16 protein-coding genes are annotated in these 17,323 nt (G+C 39.6%); 13 read left to right on the top strand and 3 right to left on the bottom strand.

The genetic code is table 11. The features are described 5' to 3' along the window. Positions 1 to 15 precede the first annotated feature (15 nt). Complete coding sequence (locus AC04Q1_RS15615) at positions 16 to 705, bottom strand: SDR family oxidoreductase (RefSeq protein ID WP_478365513.1); 690 nt, start codon at positions 703 to 705, stop codon at positions 16 to 18. Between the two features lie 148 nt (positions 706 to 853). Here AC04Q1_RS15615 and AC04Q1_RS15610 point away from each other — a divergent pair, with 148 nt between their 5' ends. The 7 genes from AC04Q1_RS15610 (at position 854) to msrA (ending at position 5,790) form a co-directional block, all read left to right on the top strand. Continuing rightward, the gene (locus AC04Q1_RS15610) at positions 854 to 1,588 is read left to right on the top strand and encodes an MlaE family ABC transporter permease (protein ID WP_029275780.1); all 735 of its coding nucleotides are present in this window, start codon (positions 854 to 856) and stop codon (positions 1,586 to 1,588) included. After that, positions 1,588 to 2,340 carry an ABC transporter ATP-binding protein gene (locus AC04Q1_RS15605; RefSeq protein WP_478365512.1) on the top strand — a complete coding sequence of 251 codons (753 nt, stop codon included), beginning with the start codon at positions 1,588 to 1,590 and terminating at the stop codon, positions 2,338 to 2,340. Before AC04Q1_RS15610 ends, AC04Q1_RS15605 begins: the two co-directional genes overlap by 1 nt. A 20-nt stretch (positions 2,341 to 2,360) precedes the next feature. Beyond that, positions 2,361 to 2,606: a type II toxin-antitoxin system VapB family antitoxin gene (vapB, locus tag AC04Q1_RS15600; protein ID WP_478365511.1), complete on the top strand. Its 246-nt coding sequence runs from the start codon at positions 2,361 to 2,363 to the stop codon at positions 2,604 to 2,606. Then, the gene (locus AC04Q1_RS15595; protein WP_478365510.1) at positions 2,606 to 2,989 is read left to right on the top strand and encodes a type II toxin-antitoxin system VapC family toxin; all 384 of its coding nucleotides are present in this window, start codon (positions 2,606 to 2,608) and stop codon (positions 2,987 to 2,989) included. The genes vapB and AC04Q1_RS15595 overlap by 1 nt, the downstream gene beginning before the upstream one ends. A gap of 3 nt (positions 2,990 to 2,992) precedes the next feature. Next, positions 2,993 to 3,874, top strand: coding sequence for an RsmD family RNA methyltransferase (locus AC04Q1_RS15590; RefSeq protein WP_121283734.1), 882 nt, complete (start codon positions 2,993 to 2,995; stop codon positions 3,872 to 3,874). A 97-nt stretch (positions 3,875 to 3,971) separates the two neighbouring features. After that, the gene (locus tag AC04Q1_RS15585; protein WP_478365509.1) at positions 3,972 to 5,021 is read left to right on the top strand and encodes a hypothetical protein; all 1,050 of its coding nucleotides are present in this window, start codon (positions 3,972 to 3,974) and stop codon (positions 5,019 to 5,021) included. Between the two features lie 226 nt (positions 5,022 to 5,247). Continuing rightward, positions 5,248 to 5,790: a peptide-methionine (S)-S-oxide reductase MsrA gene (gene msrA, locus AC04Q1_RS15580; protein WP_478365508.1), complete on the top strand. Its 543-nt coding sequence runs from the start codon at positions 5,248 to 5,250 to the stop codon at positions 5,788 to 5,790. Here msrA and AC04Q1_RS15575 read toward each other — a convergent pair whose 3' ends face one another. Together AC04Q1_RS15575 and pnuC are read right to left on the bottom strand one after the other, a co-directional pair. Then, positions 5,791 to 6,879, bottom strand: coding sequence for an acyl-CoA dehydrogenase family protein (locus tag AC04Q1_RS15575; RefSeq protein WP_478365507.1), 1,089 nt, complete (start codon positions 6,877 to 6,879; stop codon positions 5,791 to 5,793). Positions 6,880 to 6,933: 54 nt separating this feature from the next. Further along, positions 6,934 to 7,554 carry a nicotinamide riboside transporter PnuC gene (gene pnuC / locus AC04Q1_RS15570; RefSeq protein WP_478365506.1) on the bottom strand — a complete coding sequence of 207 codons (621 nt, stop codon included), beginning with the start codon at positions 7,552 to 7,554 and terminating at the stop codon, positions 6,934 to 6,936. Between the two features lie 438 nt (positions 7,555 to 7,992). Between pnuC and AC04Q1_RS15565 the strand changes: the two genes are divergently transcribed. From AC04Q1_RS15565 to AC04Q1_RS15540, 6 genes are all read left to right on the top strand, one after another. Then, positions 7,993 to 11,022: a ligand-binding sensor domain-containing protein gene (locus AC04Q1_RS15565; protein ID WP_478365505.1), complete on the top strand. Its 3,030-nt coding sequence runs from the start codon at positions 7,993 to 7,995 to the stop codon at positions 11,020 to 11,022. Beyond that, a complete protein-coding gene (locus AC04Q1_RS15560) occupies positions 11,015 to 11,662 on the top strand; it encodes a response regulator (protein ID WP_478365504.1) in 648 nt (215 codons plus the stop codon). Before AC04Q1_RS15565 ends, AC04Q1_RS15560 begins: the two co-directional genes overlap by 8 nt. A gap of 179 nt (positions 11,663 to 11,841) precedes the next feature. Continuing rightward, positions 11,842 to 12,333 carry a T9SS type A sorting domain-containing protein gene (locus tag AC04Q1_RS15555; protein ID WP_478365503.1) on the top strand — a complete coding sequence of 164 codons (492 nt, stop codon included), beginning with the start codon at positions 11,842 to 11,844 and terminating at the stop codon, positions 12,331 to 12,333. Between the two features lie 29 nt (positions 12,334 to 12,362). Next, positions 12,363 to 13,505 (top strand): type IX secretion system outer membrane channel protein PorV, encoded by a 1,143-nt coding sequence (gene porV, locus AC04Q1_RS15550; protein ID WP_478365502.1) that lies wholly within the window; start codon positions 12,363 to 12,365, stop codon positions 13,503 to 13,505. Positions 13,506 to 13,535: 30 nt separating this feature from the next. After that, complete coding sequence (locus tag AC04Q1_RS15545; RefSeq protein ID WP_478365501.1) at positions 13,536 to 13,883, top strand: hypothetical protein; 348 nt, start codon at positions 13,536 to 13,538, stop codon at positions 13,881 to 13,883. Between the two features lie 38 nt (positions 13,884 to 13,921). Further along, on the top strand, positions 13,922 to 17,248 hold the full coding sequence (locus AC04Q1_RS15540; RefSeq protein WP_478365500.1) for a beta strand repeat-containing protein: 3,327 nt from the start codon (positions 13,922 to 13,924) through the stop codon (positions 17,246 to 17,248). The last annotated feature ends 75 nt before the right edge of the window (positions 17,249 to 17,323 follow it).

Genomic DNA, 17,323 nt, shown 5'->3' with positions numbered 1-17,323 from the left:
GTTGTTCATTTTGTGTTAAAAATCTAGCGGGGTAATCAAAACCTCATCTACGTTCACCCCTTTACTTAAGTTTAAAATGGTAAATAAGGTTTCTGCAATATCTTCAGGCTGTACAAATTTATCGTCGGGGATTGTTGTTCCTTCCCAAGATGAAGTTTTTGTAGAACCTGGCAAAAACGCAGTTACTTTAACGTTGTGAGGGGCTAACTCTTGCCGCAATACATGATTAAGACTTAACATCGCTGATTTTGTTACACTATAACTGCCACCATTTTTTACAGGTGCCTTACTGGCTACCGAACAGATGTTAAATATATGTCCGTGCTGTATTGAGCGCATTTTTTTTCCAAAAAACTTACTGATATAATAGCCGGCATTTAGGTTTAGATGTTGTTGTTTTTCGAAAGTTTCGTCATCTTCATCGAGCATACTTCCGGGCAAAAAGATGCCAACATTGTTTACCAATACGGCAACATCATCAAAACCTATTGCAGCCGAATTTAGAAATGCATAAACTTCATCTTTGACCGAACAATCTGCAGCATGGGTAAAAATAGCATTGCCATAAGATGTGAGTTCCTGTTTAAGTGCTTCGAGATCTTGTGCGCCTCTCGCTACCAAAATTAAATCATATCCATTTTGCGCCAGTTTAATCGCTATCGCTCTGCCAATTCCTTTAGTTGCTCCGGTTATTACAGCTTTCATCTTTTGTGGTTTAATTTTTGTTGACAAAAAACCATATTTATATTCAAAACCACGAATATTTTTGTAATTAGCGAAGAGCGACAACTTTTTTATCGTTTCTTTGTAGTAGTATAAGAATGATCATTTAAATTAAGCAAATACATACGGAATGAATTTTACCAATTTCGGCAGATACATCCTGCTACTCAAGTCTGTATTCAGAAAGCCGGAAAAACTGAAAATATACCTGAAAGAAATCGCCAAACAAATGGATTATGTTGGTGTAGGCTCTTTAGGTTTGATTGCCATTATATCTACCTTTATTGGAGCAGTAATGACTTTGCAAATTGCTTTCCAGCTGGTTAGCGATTTTATTCCAAAAACAATTATCGGTTCGGTAAATAGGGATTCAAGTATTTTAGAGTTAAGCCCAACCATTAGTGCCATTGTACTGGCTGGAAAAATCGGATCGGCCATTTCATCAGAAATTGGCTCTATGCGCGTTACCGAGCAGATTGATGCCTTAGAAATTATGGGGATAAATGCACCAGGCTACTTAATTCTTCCAAAAATTATTTCGGGCATCACCATGGTACCCATGTTGGTGATCATCTCTATGTTCTTAAGTATTACTGGTGGTTATATTGGTGGTTCTATTTCAGGCGCTGTTACCCCGGCAGAATATATTCAGGGTATTACTACTGATTTTAATCCTTATACCATTACCGTTGCTTTGGTAAAAGCATTTGTATTTGGTTTTATTATTACATCAGTTCCTGCTTACGAAGGTTTTTATGTTCGAGGTGGTGCTTTAGAAGTTTCGCAGGCCAGTACAAGAGCAGTTGTAATTAGCTGTATCTCTATTCTTGTTTGCGATTATTTAGTTACTCAACTTTTATTGTAATGATCGAAATTAAAGATATTTATAAATCGTTCTCCGGGAACGATGTACTAAAAGGCATTTCCGGAAAGTTTGAAGAAGGTGTAACCAATTTAATTATCGGTGGTTCCGGATCAGGAAAAACGACCTTACTGAAATGTATGGTAGGTTTGCACCAGCCAGATTCGGGTTCGGTATTGTACGATGGCCGCGATTTCACACCAATGTCATACGAGCAACGGATCGAAGTACGTAAAGAAATTGGTATGCTGTTTCAGGGCTCGGCATTATTCGATAGTATGACTGTTGAGGAAAACATCATGTTTCCTTTAAATATGTTTACCGATCAAAGCAGAAAAGAAAAAATCGAGCGCGTAAATTTTTGTTTAGAAAGGGTTAACCTTGCAGGCAAAAACAAATTGTTTCCGGCAGAATTATCGGGCGGGATGAAAAAACGTGTAGGTATTGCACGTGCCATTTCCATGAACCCTAAATATTTGTTCTGTGATGAACCCAACTCAGGTTTAGATCCAAAAACATCGATCGTAATTGATGAGCTCATCCAGGAAATTACGGAAGAATATAAAACCACCACCATTGTGGTAACACATGATATGAACTCAGTGATGGGTATTGGCGATTATATTTTGTTCTTACACGAAGGAAAAAAATTCTGGGAAGGCAGCAACAAAGAAATTGCGCATACCGATATTCAGGAACTGAACGACTTCGTATTTGCCAGCCGTTTCATGAAAGCTGCAAAAGATAAGTTTTAAGAAAATGCTTATATTTGTATATGACTACGGCCACAAAGAATATCATTCACAAATTGGAAACCTTACCAGAAAACATGGTAAACGAGGTGGAAGATTTTATTGATTTTTTAAAAGCCAAGCATGCGAAGAGCTTTTCAAAGTCGAAAATTGAAGAGCCAAACATTGTTGAAGAACCAAAAAGCTTATATGGCGCTGCAAAAGGTACAATTCTTTATATTTCTGATGATTTTAACGAACCTCTGGATGAGTTAAAAGATTATATGTAATGCGTTTTTTGCTCGATACTCATATATTTCTATTCTTTATTAATGGAGATAGTGCTATTTTAAAAAAAGTTATAGATATTATAAACGGCCCTCGTACAGAAAAACATATCAGTATCGTTAGCATTTGGGAAATCACAATAAAACTAAACATTGGAAAATTAAAATTAAAAGATGATATAAACTCATTATATCATTTGCTTAAGAAGTATCAAGTAAAAATTCTTCTGCCATCTAAAGAAGACTTTATTACTTACTCCAAATTACCATTAATACATAAAGACCCATTTGACAGGCTGATTATTTCACAAGCTGTAACAAATGGTTTAACGCTGATAACGGATGATCAACACATTAAAAGTTATCCAAATTTAAAGTTATTATAACAAATGATACAATTACTCGCCCCCACCCACTGGAAAGATTACGAACTGATTGATTGCGGGGATTTTGAAAAACTAGAACGCTTTGGAAATGTTACCCTTATCCGTCCGGAGCCGCAGGCGGTATGGAAAAAAACATATTCGGAACAGGATTGGAAAAAAACTGCTAACATTACTTTCAGGGGTCGTTCGGCTACTTCTGGCGAATGGGTAAAGAAAAATCAATCTATCCCTGATCGCTGGCATGTAGAATATAAAAACGATGAAGTAGCGATTAAGCTCCGTTTAGGCTTAACTTCTTTTAAACACGTAGGGGTGTTCCCGGAGCAGGCCGTAAACTGGGATTTTATCTCTTCATCGATTAAAAAATTTAAAACACCACAGCCTAAAGTTTTAAACCTTTTCGCTTACACTGGCGCTGCATCGCTAATTGCCAACGCCGCCGGTGCAGAAACCACCCATGTTGATTCGATTAAACAAGTGGTTACCTGGGCCAATGAAAACCAGGAGCTTTCTGGCTTGAAAGATACCCGTTGGATGGTGGAAGATGCACTAAAGTTCGTAAAGAAAGAGTTAAAAAGAGGCAAAAAATACAATGGGATCATTTTAGACCCGCCAGCTTATGGCCATGGCCCTAATGGGGAAAAGTGGAAACTGGAAGACCATATCCAGGAAATGATGCAGGATGTTGTGCAGTTATTGGATGAAAAAGAACATTTCTTAATTCTTAACACCTACTCGCTGGGCTTTTCTTCGGTAATCGTAGAGAATTTAATCCGTACGTCTTTCCCAGCCGTTAAAAACTTAGAAACCGGAGAATTGTATCTTCAAGCTACCTCTGGTATTAAATTGCCATTGGGTGTTTTTGGCAAATTCTGCAATGTGTAAATGTTGATTACTTTATTTTAAACTACCAGATTTCCGACCTACTTTCATCAAAAACAGATCCGGAAAATTCTAAACTTTAATTATCTATAATATATCTATGAAATTCCCTCAATTAGCAGGCACACTTATACTTGGTTTTGCCGCGATCAGCTTGTTCGCCAACTGTAATTCAGACGGTAAGGGCAGCAACAGCATTGGTAAAATCTTCTCTTCTGATTCGACTAAAAAGAAAACCGACTCAACAGCAAATGTAATGAAACCTGTTGATCCGAAACTTTACGATTCTCTGGTAAAAAAACTGGCCAACGGAGATACAACCGGAAAGTGGCCGGTAAAAAAACAACCTTATCCTTTGGCTGGGGCGATCTTGCCATTTAAACGTATTGTTGTCTATTATGGCAACCTGCACTCTAAAAAGATGGGGGCATTGGGCGAATATGCACCTAAAGAAATGTGGCAACGCCTTAATGCAGAAGTAAAACATTGGGAGAAGGCAGATCCATCAACACCAGTACAACCAGGTTTACACTATATCGCTGCGGTAGCCAGCGGAACGCCAGGTAAAGATGGAAAATACATCAACAGAATGGGTAATAAGCAGATTGATTCTGTTTTGAAAATCGCCAAAATGCAACCCAATACCATCGTATTTTTAGATCTTCAAGTGGCTTTAAGCACCATTAAAGCGGAGTTGCCACATATCGAAAAGTATTTACAATTGCCATATGTTCACTTAGGTATCGATCCGGAATTTTCGATGAAAGACGGAACATTACCTGGTAAAAAAATCGGCACTTATGATGCTGCTGATGTAAATTATGTAACAGGTTATCTGGCGGATATTGTTAAAAAATACAATTTGCCTCCAAAAGTATTTGTATTGCACCGTTTCACCAAAAAAATGGTCACCAATTCGCCGAGCATTAAACTGCGCCCGGAAGTTCAGGTAGTAGTGCACATGGATGGATGGGGCGAACCCGAATTGAAAAAAGGTACTTACCGCCACTTCATACAGGGAGAACCCGTACAATTTACAGGCTTTAAATTGTTTTACAAAAACGATCTCAAGAAGGACCCTAAACGTTTAATGACTCCGGAAGAGCTGTTAAAGCTTACTCCTAAACCGATATATATTCAATATCAATAATATCAAAACCCGTGACCATAAATCACGGGTTTTTTATTTATAAAATGTTTTTTAACAGAAAAAGTTGTCGTTTGTCTTATTGCGTATAAATACTATATTGATCACTCGTAATGTTACCGGATAAAACTTATGGGAATAATCAACCTTAATTTCCGCTTTAATATCAATAAAATGTCTTTTTTTGATTGTTTTAAAAAAATTGGAATAGATTTTAGATAAGTAGAATATGCAAACAGCAATATTTGGCGGAGGCTGCTTTTGGTGCACTGAAGCCGTATTTCAGACGTTAAATGGGGTAAGCCAGGTAACATCGGGTTATATGGGGGGAACGTTAAAACATCCTACCTATATGGAAATCTGTAATGGCAATACCGGACATGCGGAAGTTGTTCGGATTATTTTCGATGAGGATATCATTTCTTTCACTGAGCTCTTACTGATATTCTTCAAAACACATAACCCAACAACTCTAAATATGCAAGGCAATGATGTGGGTACCCAATACCGCTCGGTAATTTTTTACGAGAACGAAGATCAGAAAAAACAGGCCATGAAGATGATTGATGATCTTACGCGTGAAAACGTTTTTGACGAAGCAATCGTTACCGAAATTTTGCCCGTTAGGGAGTTTTACGAGGCAGAAGATTATCATCAAAACTATTTCAGTGAAAACCAGGGCAAACCTTATTGTGCATTTGTAATCCAGCCAAAACTGAATAAGTTTGCCAAGGATTTTAGGGATAAAATCAAACCAGAGCTACTCGAATAATCAGCTTTCGAAAGTTAACAGTGCGTGCTGACTTGCAGTATGTATATCCCGCCAAACACGATTAATTTCTGATTCTTTTTTGGCTGCTTCTAAACCGCAGTAAGGAAATAACGTAGCGGCAGTTTTCCAACAGGCGTGTGCCAATTTGCGGCTAACAGCACTTACCTCTGCTAATTTATCATCGGCAATCTTACTGTTCTCCATTAATTGATTCCAGGATTCATCGAATGCGCTGTAAAATTTTGCACGGAGATTTTGGACTTCCCCTTTGCAGCGGTTGAGCTCACTATCAAAGAATACAACCTGTTGATCGGTATATCTTTTCAATCCTGTACGAAAATAAAATGCATCTTCTGCCAGTTGAATAAAGTGCTTCGTCATCCCTAAGCTGTTTACTGTTAGCGTGGTTTCTGCAAGCTGTAAAAAGGGATAATCAAAGCCTGAATCTGCTACTTCGATATGCTGGTTAATCTTAAAAGTCCTGTTTTGGGGCACATGTAAATCGCTTACTTCAAAAGCATGACTTCCGGTTGCAATTAAACCAAAATAAGACCAGCCTGGCAGAATATTTACTTCCTGTTTTTTTAGGATAAACGATTTGATTTCTGGCGCTCCTTTTTCATCCAAAATATCTTCGCCATATTGATTTTTAACTGTGCAATTGGCTGTAAATATGGTAGCATGTAGGGCACCACTGGCATAATTCCACGTTCCATTTAACAGATAGCCTGTTTCTGTTTTAACCGCCACGCCACCTATAGCCCCGCTTCCGGCAAAACAAACTTTACGATCAGCAAAAATTTCAGCGGCCAATTCAGGATTTAAAAATCCCGCAAACCAGGCTGCACCGGCGCATAGGGTAATGGTCCAGCCTAAACTGCCATCAGCCTCAGCCAGCTCTTCTTCTAACCTTAAAATTTCAGGAAGTTTTTTATTTGGTCCGCCGTAAATTTCAGGCACAAAAAGTTTGAACCAGTTTTCCTGATAAGCCAATTCCAAAATTTCGGGATGAAGTTTTCCCATTTCTTCTGAAAGTGCAGCATAGGCTTTAACTTTTTCCTGCCAACTAACGGTTAATGTATCTTGCATGTCATCGTTTTTTCTGTTGTGAGCCTGTGGATAATTAAATTACTGATGTTTAAGTTAAGCCAGTTTAAGCTTGCTTTTACTGATGATTTTTTTCCAGTCTAAAAACCCAAAAATGGCTACAGTAAACAAAAATGTGGTTAAACAGGCCATCAAGGGGAGTTTTTTATGAAATAGTAGCGGAATAGCTACTATATTAGAAATGTTAAGGAAAATCCAGTTTTCTATTTTACGCTTGGCCAAGAGCCACATTCCTGCCCAGGCGGTAGCAGATACAAAGGCATCGAACAAAGGCACATCCGAGTCGGTATAATGCCTCAATATAAGGTATAGCACACCAAAACCTACAAAGGAAATTAAAACCGCAATGGTTAATTCCTTATTACTCGACCACGACACCTGGTTTTCACCATCCAGTTTTCTTTTTTTCCAAATGATCCAACCATAAACACTCATTACCAGATAATAAATACTTAAAAGTGTTTCGGCATATAATTTTACGTTTAATAGTAAAAACATCGACAACAGAATAGAAATTATCCCAGTTGGATAAAGCCATATATTGTTCTTTTTTGCCAACAAAACCTCCGATACACCAAAACCTACAGCCAACCATTCAATTAAAGAGGTGTGTAAAATCTGCTCCTGGAAAAGCTTAAACCAATCTTGAAAATTCATTTACAATAATTTGCCTTACAGCCGATAAAAAATAATTAAAGACTGTTTTCAGGGCGAAACAGTATGATAATTCTAACCTCTTCCTACGTCGGCATTACCCGCATCAGGTTCATTAGCAGGCATAAGGTTCGAGGTAAAGGACATAAGGTTAAACCCTACACCTCAAACCTTTTGGTTTAAGCCTCTAAATGGGTATAATCTCAGCAAATTGAAAGCAACAGAAATTGCAGAATCAAAAAGCACCCCTTTGAGCAAGACAAATATATACTTTTTTATTTTAACCCTATTTTAAAGTCTGTTTATGCGATCAATTTTCACAATCCGCTTATAATCAACAAATATAAAACTGGCAAAATATTATATTTTTATATATTTAAATTCTCAAATCATCCCATTTAATATCCCATGTTCCCTGATAACTGCTTTTTCGGGTTTAGTTTGCTAAAAAGGCTATGTGGTATTTTTTGTTTTATTTTTCTATGTCAAGCGGTTTCCGCTCAAAGTGCCCCCTCCCTGTTATTCAAACACCTTACCCTTGAAGATGGCCTAAGTGACCCAACAATACGGGCATTACATACAGGTAAAGATGGTTTTTTATGGATTGGCACCGAAAATGGATTAAACCGCTTCGATGGCAAAACCTGTATCACCTACAAAAGGAAAAGCGACGCAACTGATTTTCCAGGCAATTACATCACCAACATTATCGAAGACAGAAATGGGGATTTAATTATCGGTTCGCAAAGTAACCTGGTAAAATACAACCGCACAAAGGACAATTTTACACGCTACAATTTCAGAAAAGGGACCAAGCTCAGCGATAATTATTACTCCTTCCCTTTTTATATAGATCGACAGCAAAATCTTTGGGTGTATCTGGCTGGCAATGTTTATAAATACAGCAATACAGATAGTACCACAAGGTACGTAACCACCTATTCCAACGGTTATCATTTTAGTCCGGTTCCATTTTACAATAAATTAGATTGGTTTATCAGCAGGGGTGTAAAAGGTATTTATATTAACAAGGCTGATGATGTGGAAGAACAGCACGTTCAGGAGTTTTTCATGAACAGTGCTAATGAAAAATTGAACAATCATATAGAAGATGTATACTTTGCATCAGACAGTTTGCTTTGGCTTGCCAGTGATATGGGCTTGATAAAACTAAATATAAAGACCAAACAGTATAAATGCTTTAACAGCTGTAAAACAAGCAGAAACCTTTCTGTAACGGCCATTGCAAAATACCCCAACAAACCCTGGCTTATCATAGGCACCAGAAGTAATGGTTTACTTTTGTTCGATTTAGAAACAAAAAAGTTTTTTGCCGGATACAAACATCTATCTGATAATCTATTTAGCCTATCAGGAAATTATATTAGAAAAATTTACATCGATCAAAAACAAAACCTGTTTTTAGGTATTAACGGCCATGGGCTTGATTACACGAACTTAAATAAAGTAATTTTCTCCAGGTATCTTGATCAGGATGATGTTTCTTCAAATTTTGAAAATGATGTCAGTACGATCTTAAAGCTTAAAAATGGCCAATTTTGGTGTGGAACAAAAAATGGTGGGTTACTTATCTATCATTCGGATTTAACAAAACCAGTAAAACACGAATTTTTAAACCTTGGGATTGCCCAACTTGTAGAATTAGACAATGGCGATATCTTAACCGGACTTTATAATGGCCTTTTTTTTATATACAATAGGCAAAAGCAAATATTTAACCCATTAAAAATAAAGTTTTCTGAAAGGTTGAACGGGAAAGTTCAGATTAATCAAATCTTAAAAATCGGAGCCGGTTTATTTGCCGCTACCGAATATGGCATTGCCAAGGTTATGATCAAACCTAAAAACGAACTTTATTTCGAAATGGATCAGGGCATCAACCATGCAGTATCCTGGCCCAATATACAACGGATAATCCCTACTGGCATAAATCAGGCGATTATCCAAACCTATTATACATCCATTTACCTTGCTCAATTAACCGCTGGAAAATTTATTTTCAGCAAAGAAATTACCAAATCGCCGTATGGTATAAACGGCAGTATAACGGTTGGCAAAACCATTTACCTGGCTACGACTTCGGGGCTGGTAAAATTCAATTCCATTACCAACACTATAGAAAAATCAGCCATGATCGATCTAAACTGTAGTAGTGTTTTATCTGATCAAAATAATAATTTATGGATAGCAACCAACAACGGTTTATATTACTACAACACAAAAAGCAATAATCAAACCCGTTATACCGTTAGTGATGGCCTGCAGAGTATGGTTTTTAATCCTGATGCTGCTGCTTCATTCAAAAATGGATTATTGGCTTTCGGAGGTACTAACGGAATTAATGTAATAGACCCCACAAAACCGAATGTTTATATCAGTCATTCAAAACCTCAGATTACAGAAATCCTGGTTAACGATCAGATTTATCAAAGCATCGGCAATCCAATTACCACCATAAATTTAAAACTCCAGCACGATGAAAATACCATAACCATTGCTTTCAGTACAATGGATTTCATTAACCCTATGCAAAGAAAAATAGTTTATCAAATGATCGGCTATGACAACAAAAAGGTGAGTGTTTTCGGCAGTAATCGTATCCGGTTTCCCAATATGCCCTCCGGAAAGTTTAAACTTGTGCTTACCGATGTGTACAGCAACGAGAAAACCATCCTTTTGATCGCTATTAATGCTCCCTTTTGGCAAAAGGGCTGGTTTATCGCGCTCTGTATCATTAGCCTGATCATGATTTCTTTGCTAGCACTCTTTATTTATCTGAGATGGGTTAAACATCTTCAAATAGTGCAATTGCGCCAGATGATCAATTTCCAAAAAGCAGACCGGAAAAGAATAGCTGACGATCTGCATGATGAACTGGGATTGAAGTTATCTTCCTTAAAACACTATCTTTTAGCGGGCGACATCAATAAAATGATAGATGGTGGCGAGCTCCGGAAATTATCAACAGCATACATCGATTCATCGGTAAATGTGCTCAGAACAACTTTGATCAATTTAAGTCCTAAAACGCTCGACGAGAATGGCCTGGTTACCGCAATGGAAGATCTCATCGATAGCATTAACAAATTAGGCATCATCAACATCCATTTCGATCATTCGGGTTTTACCGTTGCACTCAAAAGCACGCCTGAATATGCCATTTACAGGATCTGTCAGGAACTGATTAACAATACCATTAAACATGCCTCGGCGAAGAATATTTATATCGTCATCATCAACCGCAATGAAAGGTTGATTTTCCTTTATGAAGATGATGGAAAGGGATATGATTTTAATACCGTAAAAAGAGGTTACGGACTGTTTAATATTGAGGCACACACCAAGGCCATAAAAGGAGAACTGGTTATTGATACCGCTACCGGGAGAGGTGTTGCCGTTACCATTACCATTAATTTAAAACGGATTCTAAAATCAAAAATCAATGATTAAGCTACTAATTGCAGATGACCATAATGTACTCATTAATGGGTTAAAGCTTATTTTAGGCGTAAGAAGCGATTTTAAGGTAATTGCGGTGGCCAATAATGGCGCTGAAGTGATTGATCTCATTAAAATTGAAAGGCCGGATGTACTGCTGTTGGACATCAACATGCCGATCTTAAACGGTTATCAAACGCTTGAGATTATTAAATCGGACTACCCAGAAGTTAAGGTGATTGTACTCACGATGCTTAATGACAAAAGAAATGTGCTGAATATGCTCGAAGCCGGTGCAAAAGCTTACCTTTTTAAAGATACCGATGATAAAAACCTATTCAAGGCTATCGATCAGGTTTATCAGGGCGGATATTATGTTTCAGATGGTCTGGAAAATATCCTGGAAGAATTTTTATGCAGCCATAAATATCCTGATAAAAAGAGCAAACACATTCTTTCCTCCCGCGAACTTGAAATTGTTAGCCTTATTATTGATGGCAATACCAATGCAGAAATTGCCGATCTGCTTTTTTTAAGCACCAGAACAGTAGATACGCACCGTAAAAATATTTTTTATAAGCTTAACTTAAATAACACCGCTTTGCTGGTTAAATATGCTTTAGAGAATAAGGCATTTCTTGGGTTACAATAATTCTGTTCATTAAAAAAATACCGTAAAAAGCGTATTGAAATTATTGATTGCTTTCTGTCAATTTGTACTGATCATCCATTAACACTCATCTTTTAAATCTACCAGGCGATGAAAATTTGTGGCTGAATTATAGAATGCTAATTCTATAAACAATAACTAAACAAACTTTCCTGCGCTCTATGAAAAAGGTACTTTTACTCTCTTTATTTTGTTTTCTGTGCTTATTTAAGTCTTACGGTCAGGCCGCAATTGCCCGTAATGTAGTTGCCAGTACCGGTGGAAGTGCTCAGGTAGGCAATACCTTGATCCAGTTTACCGTTGGCGAAGTGGCCACCCTTACACTGCAAAGCGCCGGCGTTATGCTTACACAAGGTTTTCAACAGCCAGAAACGATCGCATCAAACTTTGTTCCCAATGCGGTGGGCAATATGCGTGTTTATCCCAATCCTGCTGTCGGAAAAACCAAAATAGATTTCGATTTATTAACCGATGGCAAGGTGATCATCAACCTGGTTAACAACGCTGGCCAGATTGTACACTCGAGTTCAGTTACAAGTTTGGCGGGGAAAATCGAATATGTGATGCCATTAAACGGACTTGCTTCAGGAATGTACCATGTAGTGCTTTATGTCAATTACCGGACATTCTCTGAAAAACTCATTATCCAATAAACTTATTGCTAACCATCTAAAATACCTCCATGAAAACGCTTATCAAAACTGCATCTGCTGTACTGATTTTGCTTTGTTCGGTCAATTACGCAAAGGCTCAGCTTCAAAATCAATATAGTACGGTAACAACCGGTGCTGCATTTTTATTAATTAGTCCTGATGCACGGAACTCGGGCGTTGGCGAGGCAGGCACCGGATTAACCAGCGATGCAAATTCTAATTTTATTAACGGCGCAAAACTTTCTTTCGCAAATAAAACAGGTATAAGCGTTTCTTATGTACCCTGGATGATGGAGATTGACAAAAATCTTCATCTCGGTAATTTAAATGCTTATCATCAGTTAAATGACAAAGAAGTAATCGGCGTTTCATTAAGATATTTTGATCAGGGCAATATTAATTTCCGTGATGAAAACGGTGGGTTATTACAGCAGTACAATGCCAACGAATTTGCGATCGATGGTACATATTCCAGAAAATTCGGAGAGAACCTGGCCATTGCATTAACTGGCCGTTTCATTAGAAGCGATTTGGGCAACGGAACTTTTAACGGTTTGCAGGTAAATCCGGTTAATGCCTATTCAGCCGATATCAGTGTATATTCTGAAAAAACATTAAACACCTCCAGATATGCATGGGGCGTGAGTTTAACCAATATCGGCACTAAACTCAAATATTCCTCATCACCAGGTGGAGAATCATTCCTACCGATGAACCTTCGGATCGGCGGTGGTTATACTATATTGAAAAGCAAGTCAAACAGTCTCACCTTTCTAGTAGATATAAACAAATTAATGGTTCCCTCTCCCCCAAGATATAAAGTGGATGCAAACGGCATAACAACAAATGAAATTGAAAAAGGGAAGGATCCCACCCGAAGCGTTCCCAGTGCTTTATTTACGTCCCTTTTTGATGCCCCAGGAGGATTTCGGGAAGAAATATCAGAATTTACAATTGCTGGAGGCGTAGAGTTTGCCTATATGAACCAGTTTTTCCTCCGTAGCGGATATTTTTATGAAGATCCTGAAAAAGGTAACAGGCAACATGTTTCGGTTGGCCTTGGTTTAAAATTAAAACCTTTTCAGTTTGATATGAGTTATGTTGCCCCAACCGCCAGGCGTTACGTGCTTAGAAATGGAATCAAATTTACCTTAAGCTATGCCATTGATTAAATATTAAACCTCATAAAAAATCTATAAAAAATGAAAAAGTTCTTTTTCCTGTTGATGCTGACCGTTATTGGCATCGCGAATGCAAAAGCCCAAAAATCTACCATTAACACTTTGTTTCCCAATAAAGCTGCAGAAATTGAAAAACTAAAACGTAAAGAGGAATCCTCAAAAAAGGATGTTTCTACCCCTACAAAACAAAGGTTATTTCAGAATTATACCCAGAGTGCACAACGGTCTTCTTTTTCTGTAGTAAAAAGTAAAGCAGCAGTAAGCAATACTAAAACAGCTTCAGAAGCAGAAATCAAAGTTGATAAAAATGAGCCAAAAGCTGAGGTTAAACAACCTCCCATGCAGCAGGAAACCAGCACAAAACAGTAAAATATACATCTAATACCTCTTTACTTAAATTATTTAACATGAAAAAGTTTACGCTCATCATTGCGGTTACCCTTATCTTTTTTGGGAAAATATTTGCCCAAAGCGGATTAACAGGAATTAACTATCAGGCAGTTGCCCGCAATAACGATGGAACTGTACTTGCCAAACAAAATGTAAAGGTTAGGATCTCGATACTTGGAGCAAGTGCAAGTGGCCCTGTACAATATCAGGAAAGCCACGATCTTACTACAAACACATTAGGTCTCTTTACCTTACAGATTGGAAAAGGAAGCCCATCAACAGGAACTTTAACAGGTGTGCCCTGGCAAAATGCAAATCAGTATTTAAAAGTAGAACTGGCTATCGGCGGCGGAGCTTTTACCGACTTGGGAGCAACTCAATTAATGAGTGTACCTTTTGCCTTATATGCGGCCTCGGGTAACCCTGGTCCTGCAGGTGCAACAGGTCCGGCCGGACCAACGGGTGCAGCCGGACCAACTGGTGCTACTGGTGCCATCGGTCCCATAGGGCCTGCTGGTGCTACCGGACCAGCGGGACCAATTGGCGCAACGGGTGCTACTGGTGCTATCGGACCAGTTGGTCCTGCAGGTGCAACAGGCCCGATTGGATTAACAGGAGCTGCAGGCCCAATCGGGCCCCAAGGTTTGGTTGGGCCTGCCGGGGCAACTGGTCCAGTGGGTCCAACAGGCCCGATAGGTCCTATTGGAGTAACTGGTGCAACTGGAGCTATCGGCGCTCAAGGTCCTGCTGGCCCTGTTGGCCCGAAAGGTCCCATAGGAGCAACTGGTGCAACAGGTGCTATTGGTCCGGTAGGTCCCGCAGGTGCAACAGGCCCGATAGGTCCTATTGGAGTAACCGGTGCAACTGGGGCTACCGGTGCTCAAGGTCCTGCCGGCCCTGTTGGCCCGATAGGTCCCATAGGAGCAACTGGAGCAACTGGGGCAACTGGTGCCATTGGTCCGGTAGGTCCCGCAGGTGTCCAAGGTACTCAAGGACCTGTGGGTGCAACTGGTCCCGCTGGCCCCATAGGCCCTGTTGGTCCCGCAGGATCATTAACAGGAGCTGCAGGTGGCGATTTAAGCGGAAACTATCCTAACCCGGTGGTTCAAGGCTTGCAGAATGTTGCTGTTGCGGCTACCGCACCTACCAATGGCCAGGTTTTAAAATATAACGGAACAAACTGGGCTCCGGCCAACGCTTCGGGTGGCGGTTTTGCTCTTCCGTATTTTACTACTGAAAACAATGCTTCCACTTTATTTTCCATCACCAACGATGGCGACGGAACATCGCTTGAAGGTATAAATAACACTACTTCATCAAGTATCGCAGCAATAAGGGGAATTGTTAATTCAACTGCTCCCGGAGGTTTTTCTTCAGCGCTGCGAGGCATTAATAATGGTACAGGCGGTCTGGGTATAGGCATATGGGGTAGCCAAGCGGGAAGTGGCTGGGGCGTTTATGGTGTAACCCCAAGTGGTTTGGGCGTATACGGAAATTCGAGTGGTAATGGTTACGGTGTATATGCCAATAGTAATTCAGGCACAGGCTTAAATGCTACATCCACAAATGGAATTGCTGCCAACATTGCTATTTCCAATAATTCAAATAACAATAATGTACTAAATGCGAATACATTAGGAAATGGAATTGTAATCAATGCTTCGACATCAGGGAATGGTGAGGGTATAAGAAGTACGAGTGGTAACGGCTTCGCAATACATGGAATTACATCTAGTCAAACTTCTGCAGGTATTTTTGGCGATAATAATGGTGGAGGTGAGGCGATTGTTGGCCGTACCACAAGTGATATTGCAGGAGCAGTTGTTGGGCGCAATGATGGCGGCGGCTTCGGTGTGCGTGGTTTCATTTCCACAAGTACTACTGGCACAGGTGTGGGAGTTCAGGGTGAAGTTGGAAGTAATGGCAGTAAAGGATTGGCAGGTCGTTTCAACAACACAAATGCAGCAAATACAGATGTAAACACTTTCGAGGTAAACTCAAATACCAATGGAAATATTCCAGACAATACACTTGGAAATGCCGCTTCATTTAAACTGGACAACACCAATAGTGTTGGTTCTGCGGTTCGTGGAGAGGTAAATACCATATTCGGCAATTTTGGTGCAGCAGGTGTTTTTGGGGTATCATCAGGCACAGGAGGTAGAGCAGGCTTATTTTACGCCTCTAACCCAGCAGGTAATGGCGCAGCATTGATTGCTGTAACCGATGGCAATGGTAACGCAATAACAGCTAATGCAGGTAAAGATGGTAATGCTGTAGAAGGTAACGTTGATGGTAAAGGAGATGCGGTATATGGCTGGGTACCATCATTTGGATTAGGCCGTGCGGGTCATTTCGAAAATTTTAACGAAGATAATGAAACAGAAGCTTTAACAGTAACGACTGTAGGAAATGGTACAGCGGGTAACTTTAAGGTAGACCGTACTACAGGTACCTCTCCAGCGGTAAAAGGTGAGGTAAACTCTATTTTTGCCAATTTCGGAACAGCTGGGATTTATGGTCTGTCATCTGGTACTGGCGGTTATGCAGGATTGTTTTACGCCTCAAATGCAGGTGGAAATGGGCCGGCACTGCTTGCACTTACCGAAGGTAACGGAAACGGAATTACGGCCAATGCTGGTAAAAACGGCGATGGTATTGAGGCTTCCGTTGATGGAACAGGAAACGCTGTTTATGGCTGGACTCCTAACTTTGGAACAGGAAAAGCTGGTCGCTTCGCTAATTTTAATAACGCTAACGGCCAACCTACCGTCCACATTTCTACTACTGGTACTGGAACAGCATTGTTAACCAACCATACGGGAGCATCAGGAAATATTTTTCTCGGTCAAAGTGGAGGCGTTAATGTGGCCAGGATCAACAAAGCAGGTCGTGGTTTCTTTAATGGCGGGACACAAAACAGTGGTGCCGATGTGGCCGAAGCATTTGATGTAAGCGGAGAAGTAAAAGATTTTGAGCCAGGCGATATATTAATCATCTCAGTAGATAAAGACAGGGCTGTTGAAAAATCGAATGGGGCATATTCTAATTTGGTAGCCGGTGTTTATGCCACCAAACCAGGGGTTTTATTAACAGAAGAAAATATCGATTCGGAACTACTGGATAAAGTACCAATGGGTGTAATCGGTGTGATCCCGACCAAAGTTTGTTTAGAAGGTGGCGCCATTAAAAGAGGCGATATGCTGGTAACCTCATCGCAAAGTGGCGTAGCCATGAAAGCGGATTTGAATAAGGTTAAAGTTGGACAGGTTTTAGGCAAAGCCCTACAAGATTTTGACCAGCCAACCGTAGCAAAAATTAAAGTATTGGTCAGCATTAAATAAAACTCTTTTTCTTTTTTAAGCAAAAAGGCACCTCAGATTTGAGGTGCCTTTTGTGTTTTGGGCTTTCGTGATGCT

It is taken from the genome of Pedobacter humicola, from assembly GCF_056490705.1.
This window is presented reverse-complemented; position numbering and strand designations above follow the sequence as displayed.

Coding starts and splice junctions, on each gene's coding strand:
- AC04Q1_RS15610 (WP_029275780.1), top strand. CDS start 854: ATGAATTTTACCAATTTCGGCAGATACATCCTGCTACTCAAGTCTGTA.
- AC04Q1_RS15595 (WP_478365510.1), top strand. CDS start 2,606: ATGCGTTTTTTGCTCGATACTCATATATTTCTATTCTTTATTAATGGA.
- AC04Q1_RS15555 (WP_478365503.1), top strand. CDS start 11,842: ATGAAAAAGGTACTTTTACTCTCTTTATTTTGTTTTCTGTGCTTATTT.
- AC04Q1_RS15540 (WP_478365500.1), top strand. CDS start 13,922: ATGAAAAAGTTTACGCTCATCATTGCGGTTACCCTTATCTTTTTTGGG.
- msrA (WP_478365508.1), top strand. CDS start 5,248: ATGCAAACAGCAATATTTGGCGGAGGCTGCTTTTGGTGCACTGAAGCC.
- AC04Q1_RS15605 (WP_478365512.1), top strand. CDS start 1,588: ATGATCGAAATTAAAGATATTTATAAATCGTTCTCCGGGAACGATGTA.
- AC04Q1_RS15615 (WP_478365513.1), bottom strand. CDS start 705: ATGAAAGCTGTAATAACCGGAGCAACTAAAGGAATTGGCAGAGCGATA.
- AC04Q1_RS15560 (WP_478365504.1), top strand. CDS start 11,015: ATGATTAAGCTACTAATTGCAGATGACCATAATGTACTCATTAATGGG.
- AC04Q1_RS15590 (WP_121283734.1), top strand. CDS start 2,993: ATGATACAATTACTCGCCCCCACCCACTGGAAAGATTACGAACTGATT.
- porV (WP_478365502.1), top strand. CDS start 12,363: ATGAAAACGCTTATCAAAACTGCATCTGCTGTACTGATTTTGCTTTGT.
- AC04Q1_RS15585 (WP_478365509.1), top strand. CDS start 3,972: ATGAAATTCCCTCAATTAGCAGGCACACTTATACTTGGTTTTGCCGCG.
- AC04Q1_RS15545 (WP_478365501.1), top strand. CDS start 13,536: ATGAAAAAGTTCTTTTTCCTGTTGATGCTGACCGTTATTGGCATCGCG.
- vapB (WP_478365511.1), top strand. CDS start 2,361: ATGACTACGGCCACAAAGAATATCATTCACAAATTGGAAACCTTACCA.
- AC04Q1_RS15575 (WP_478365507.1), bottom strand. CDS start 6,879: ATGCAAGATACATTAACCGTTAGTTGGCAGGAAAAAGTTAAAGCCTAT.
- pnuC (WP_478365506.1), bottom strand. CDS start 7,554: ATGAATTTTCAAGATTGGTTTAAGCTTTTCCAGGAGCAGATTTTACAC.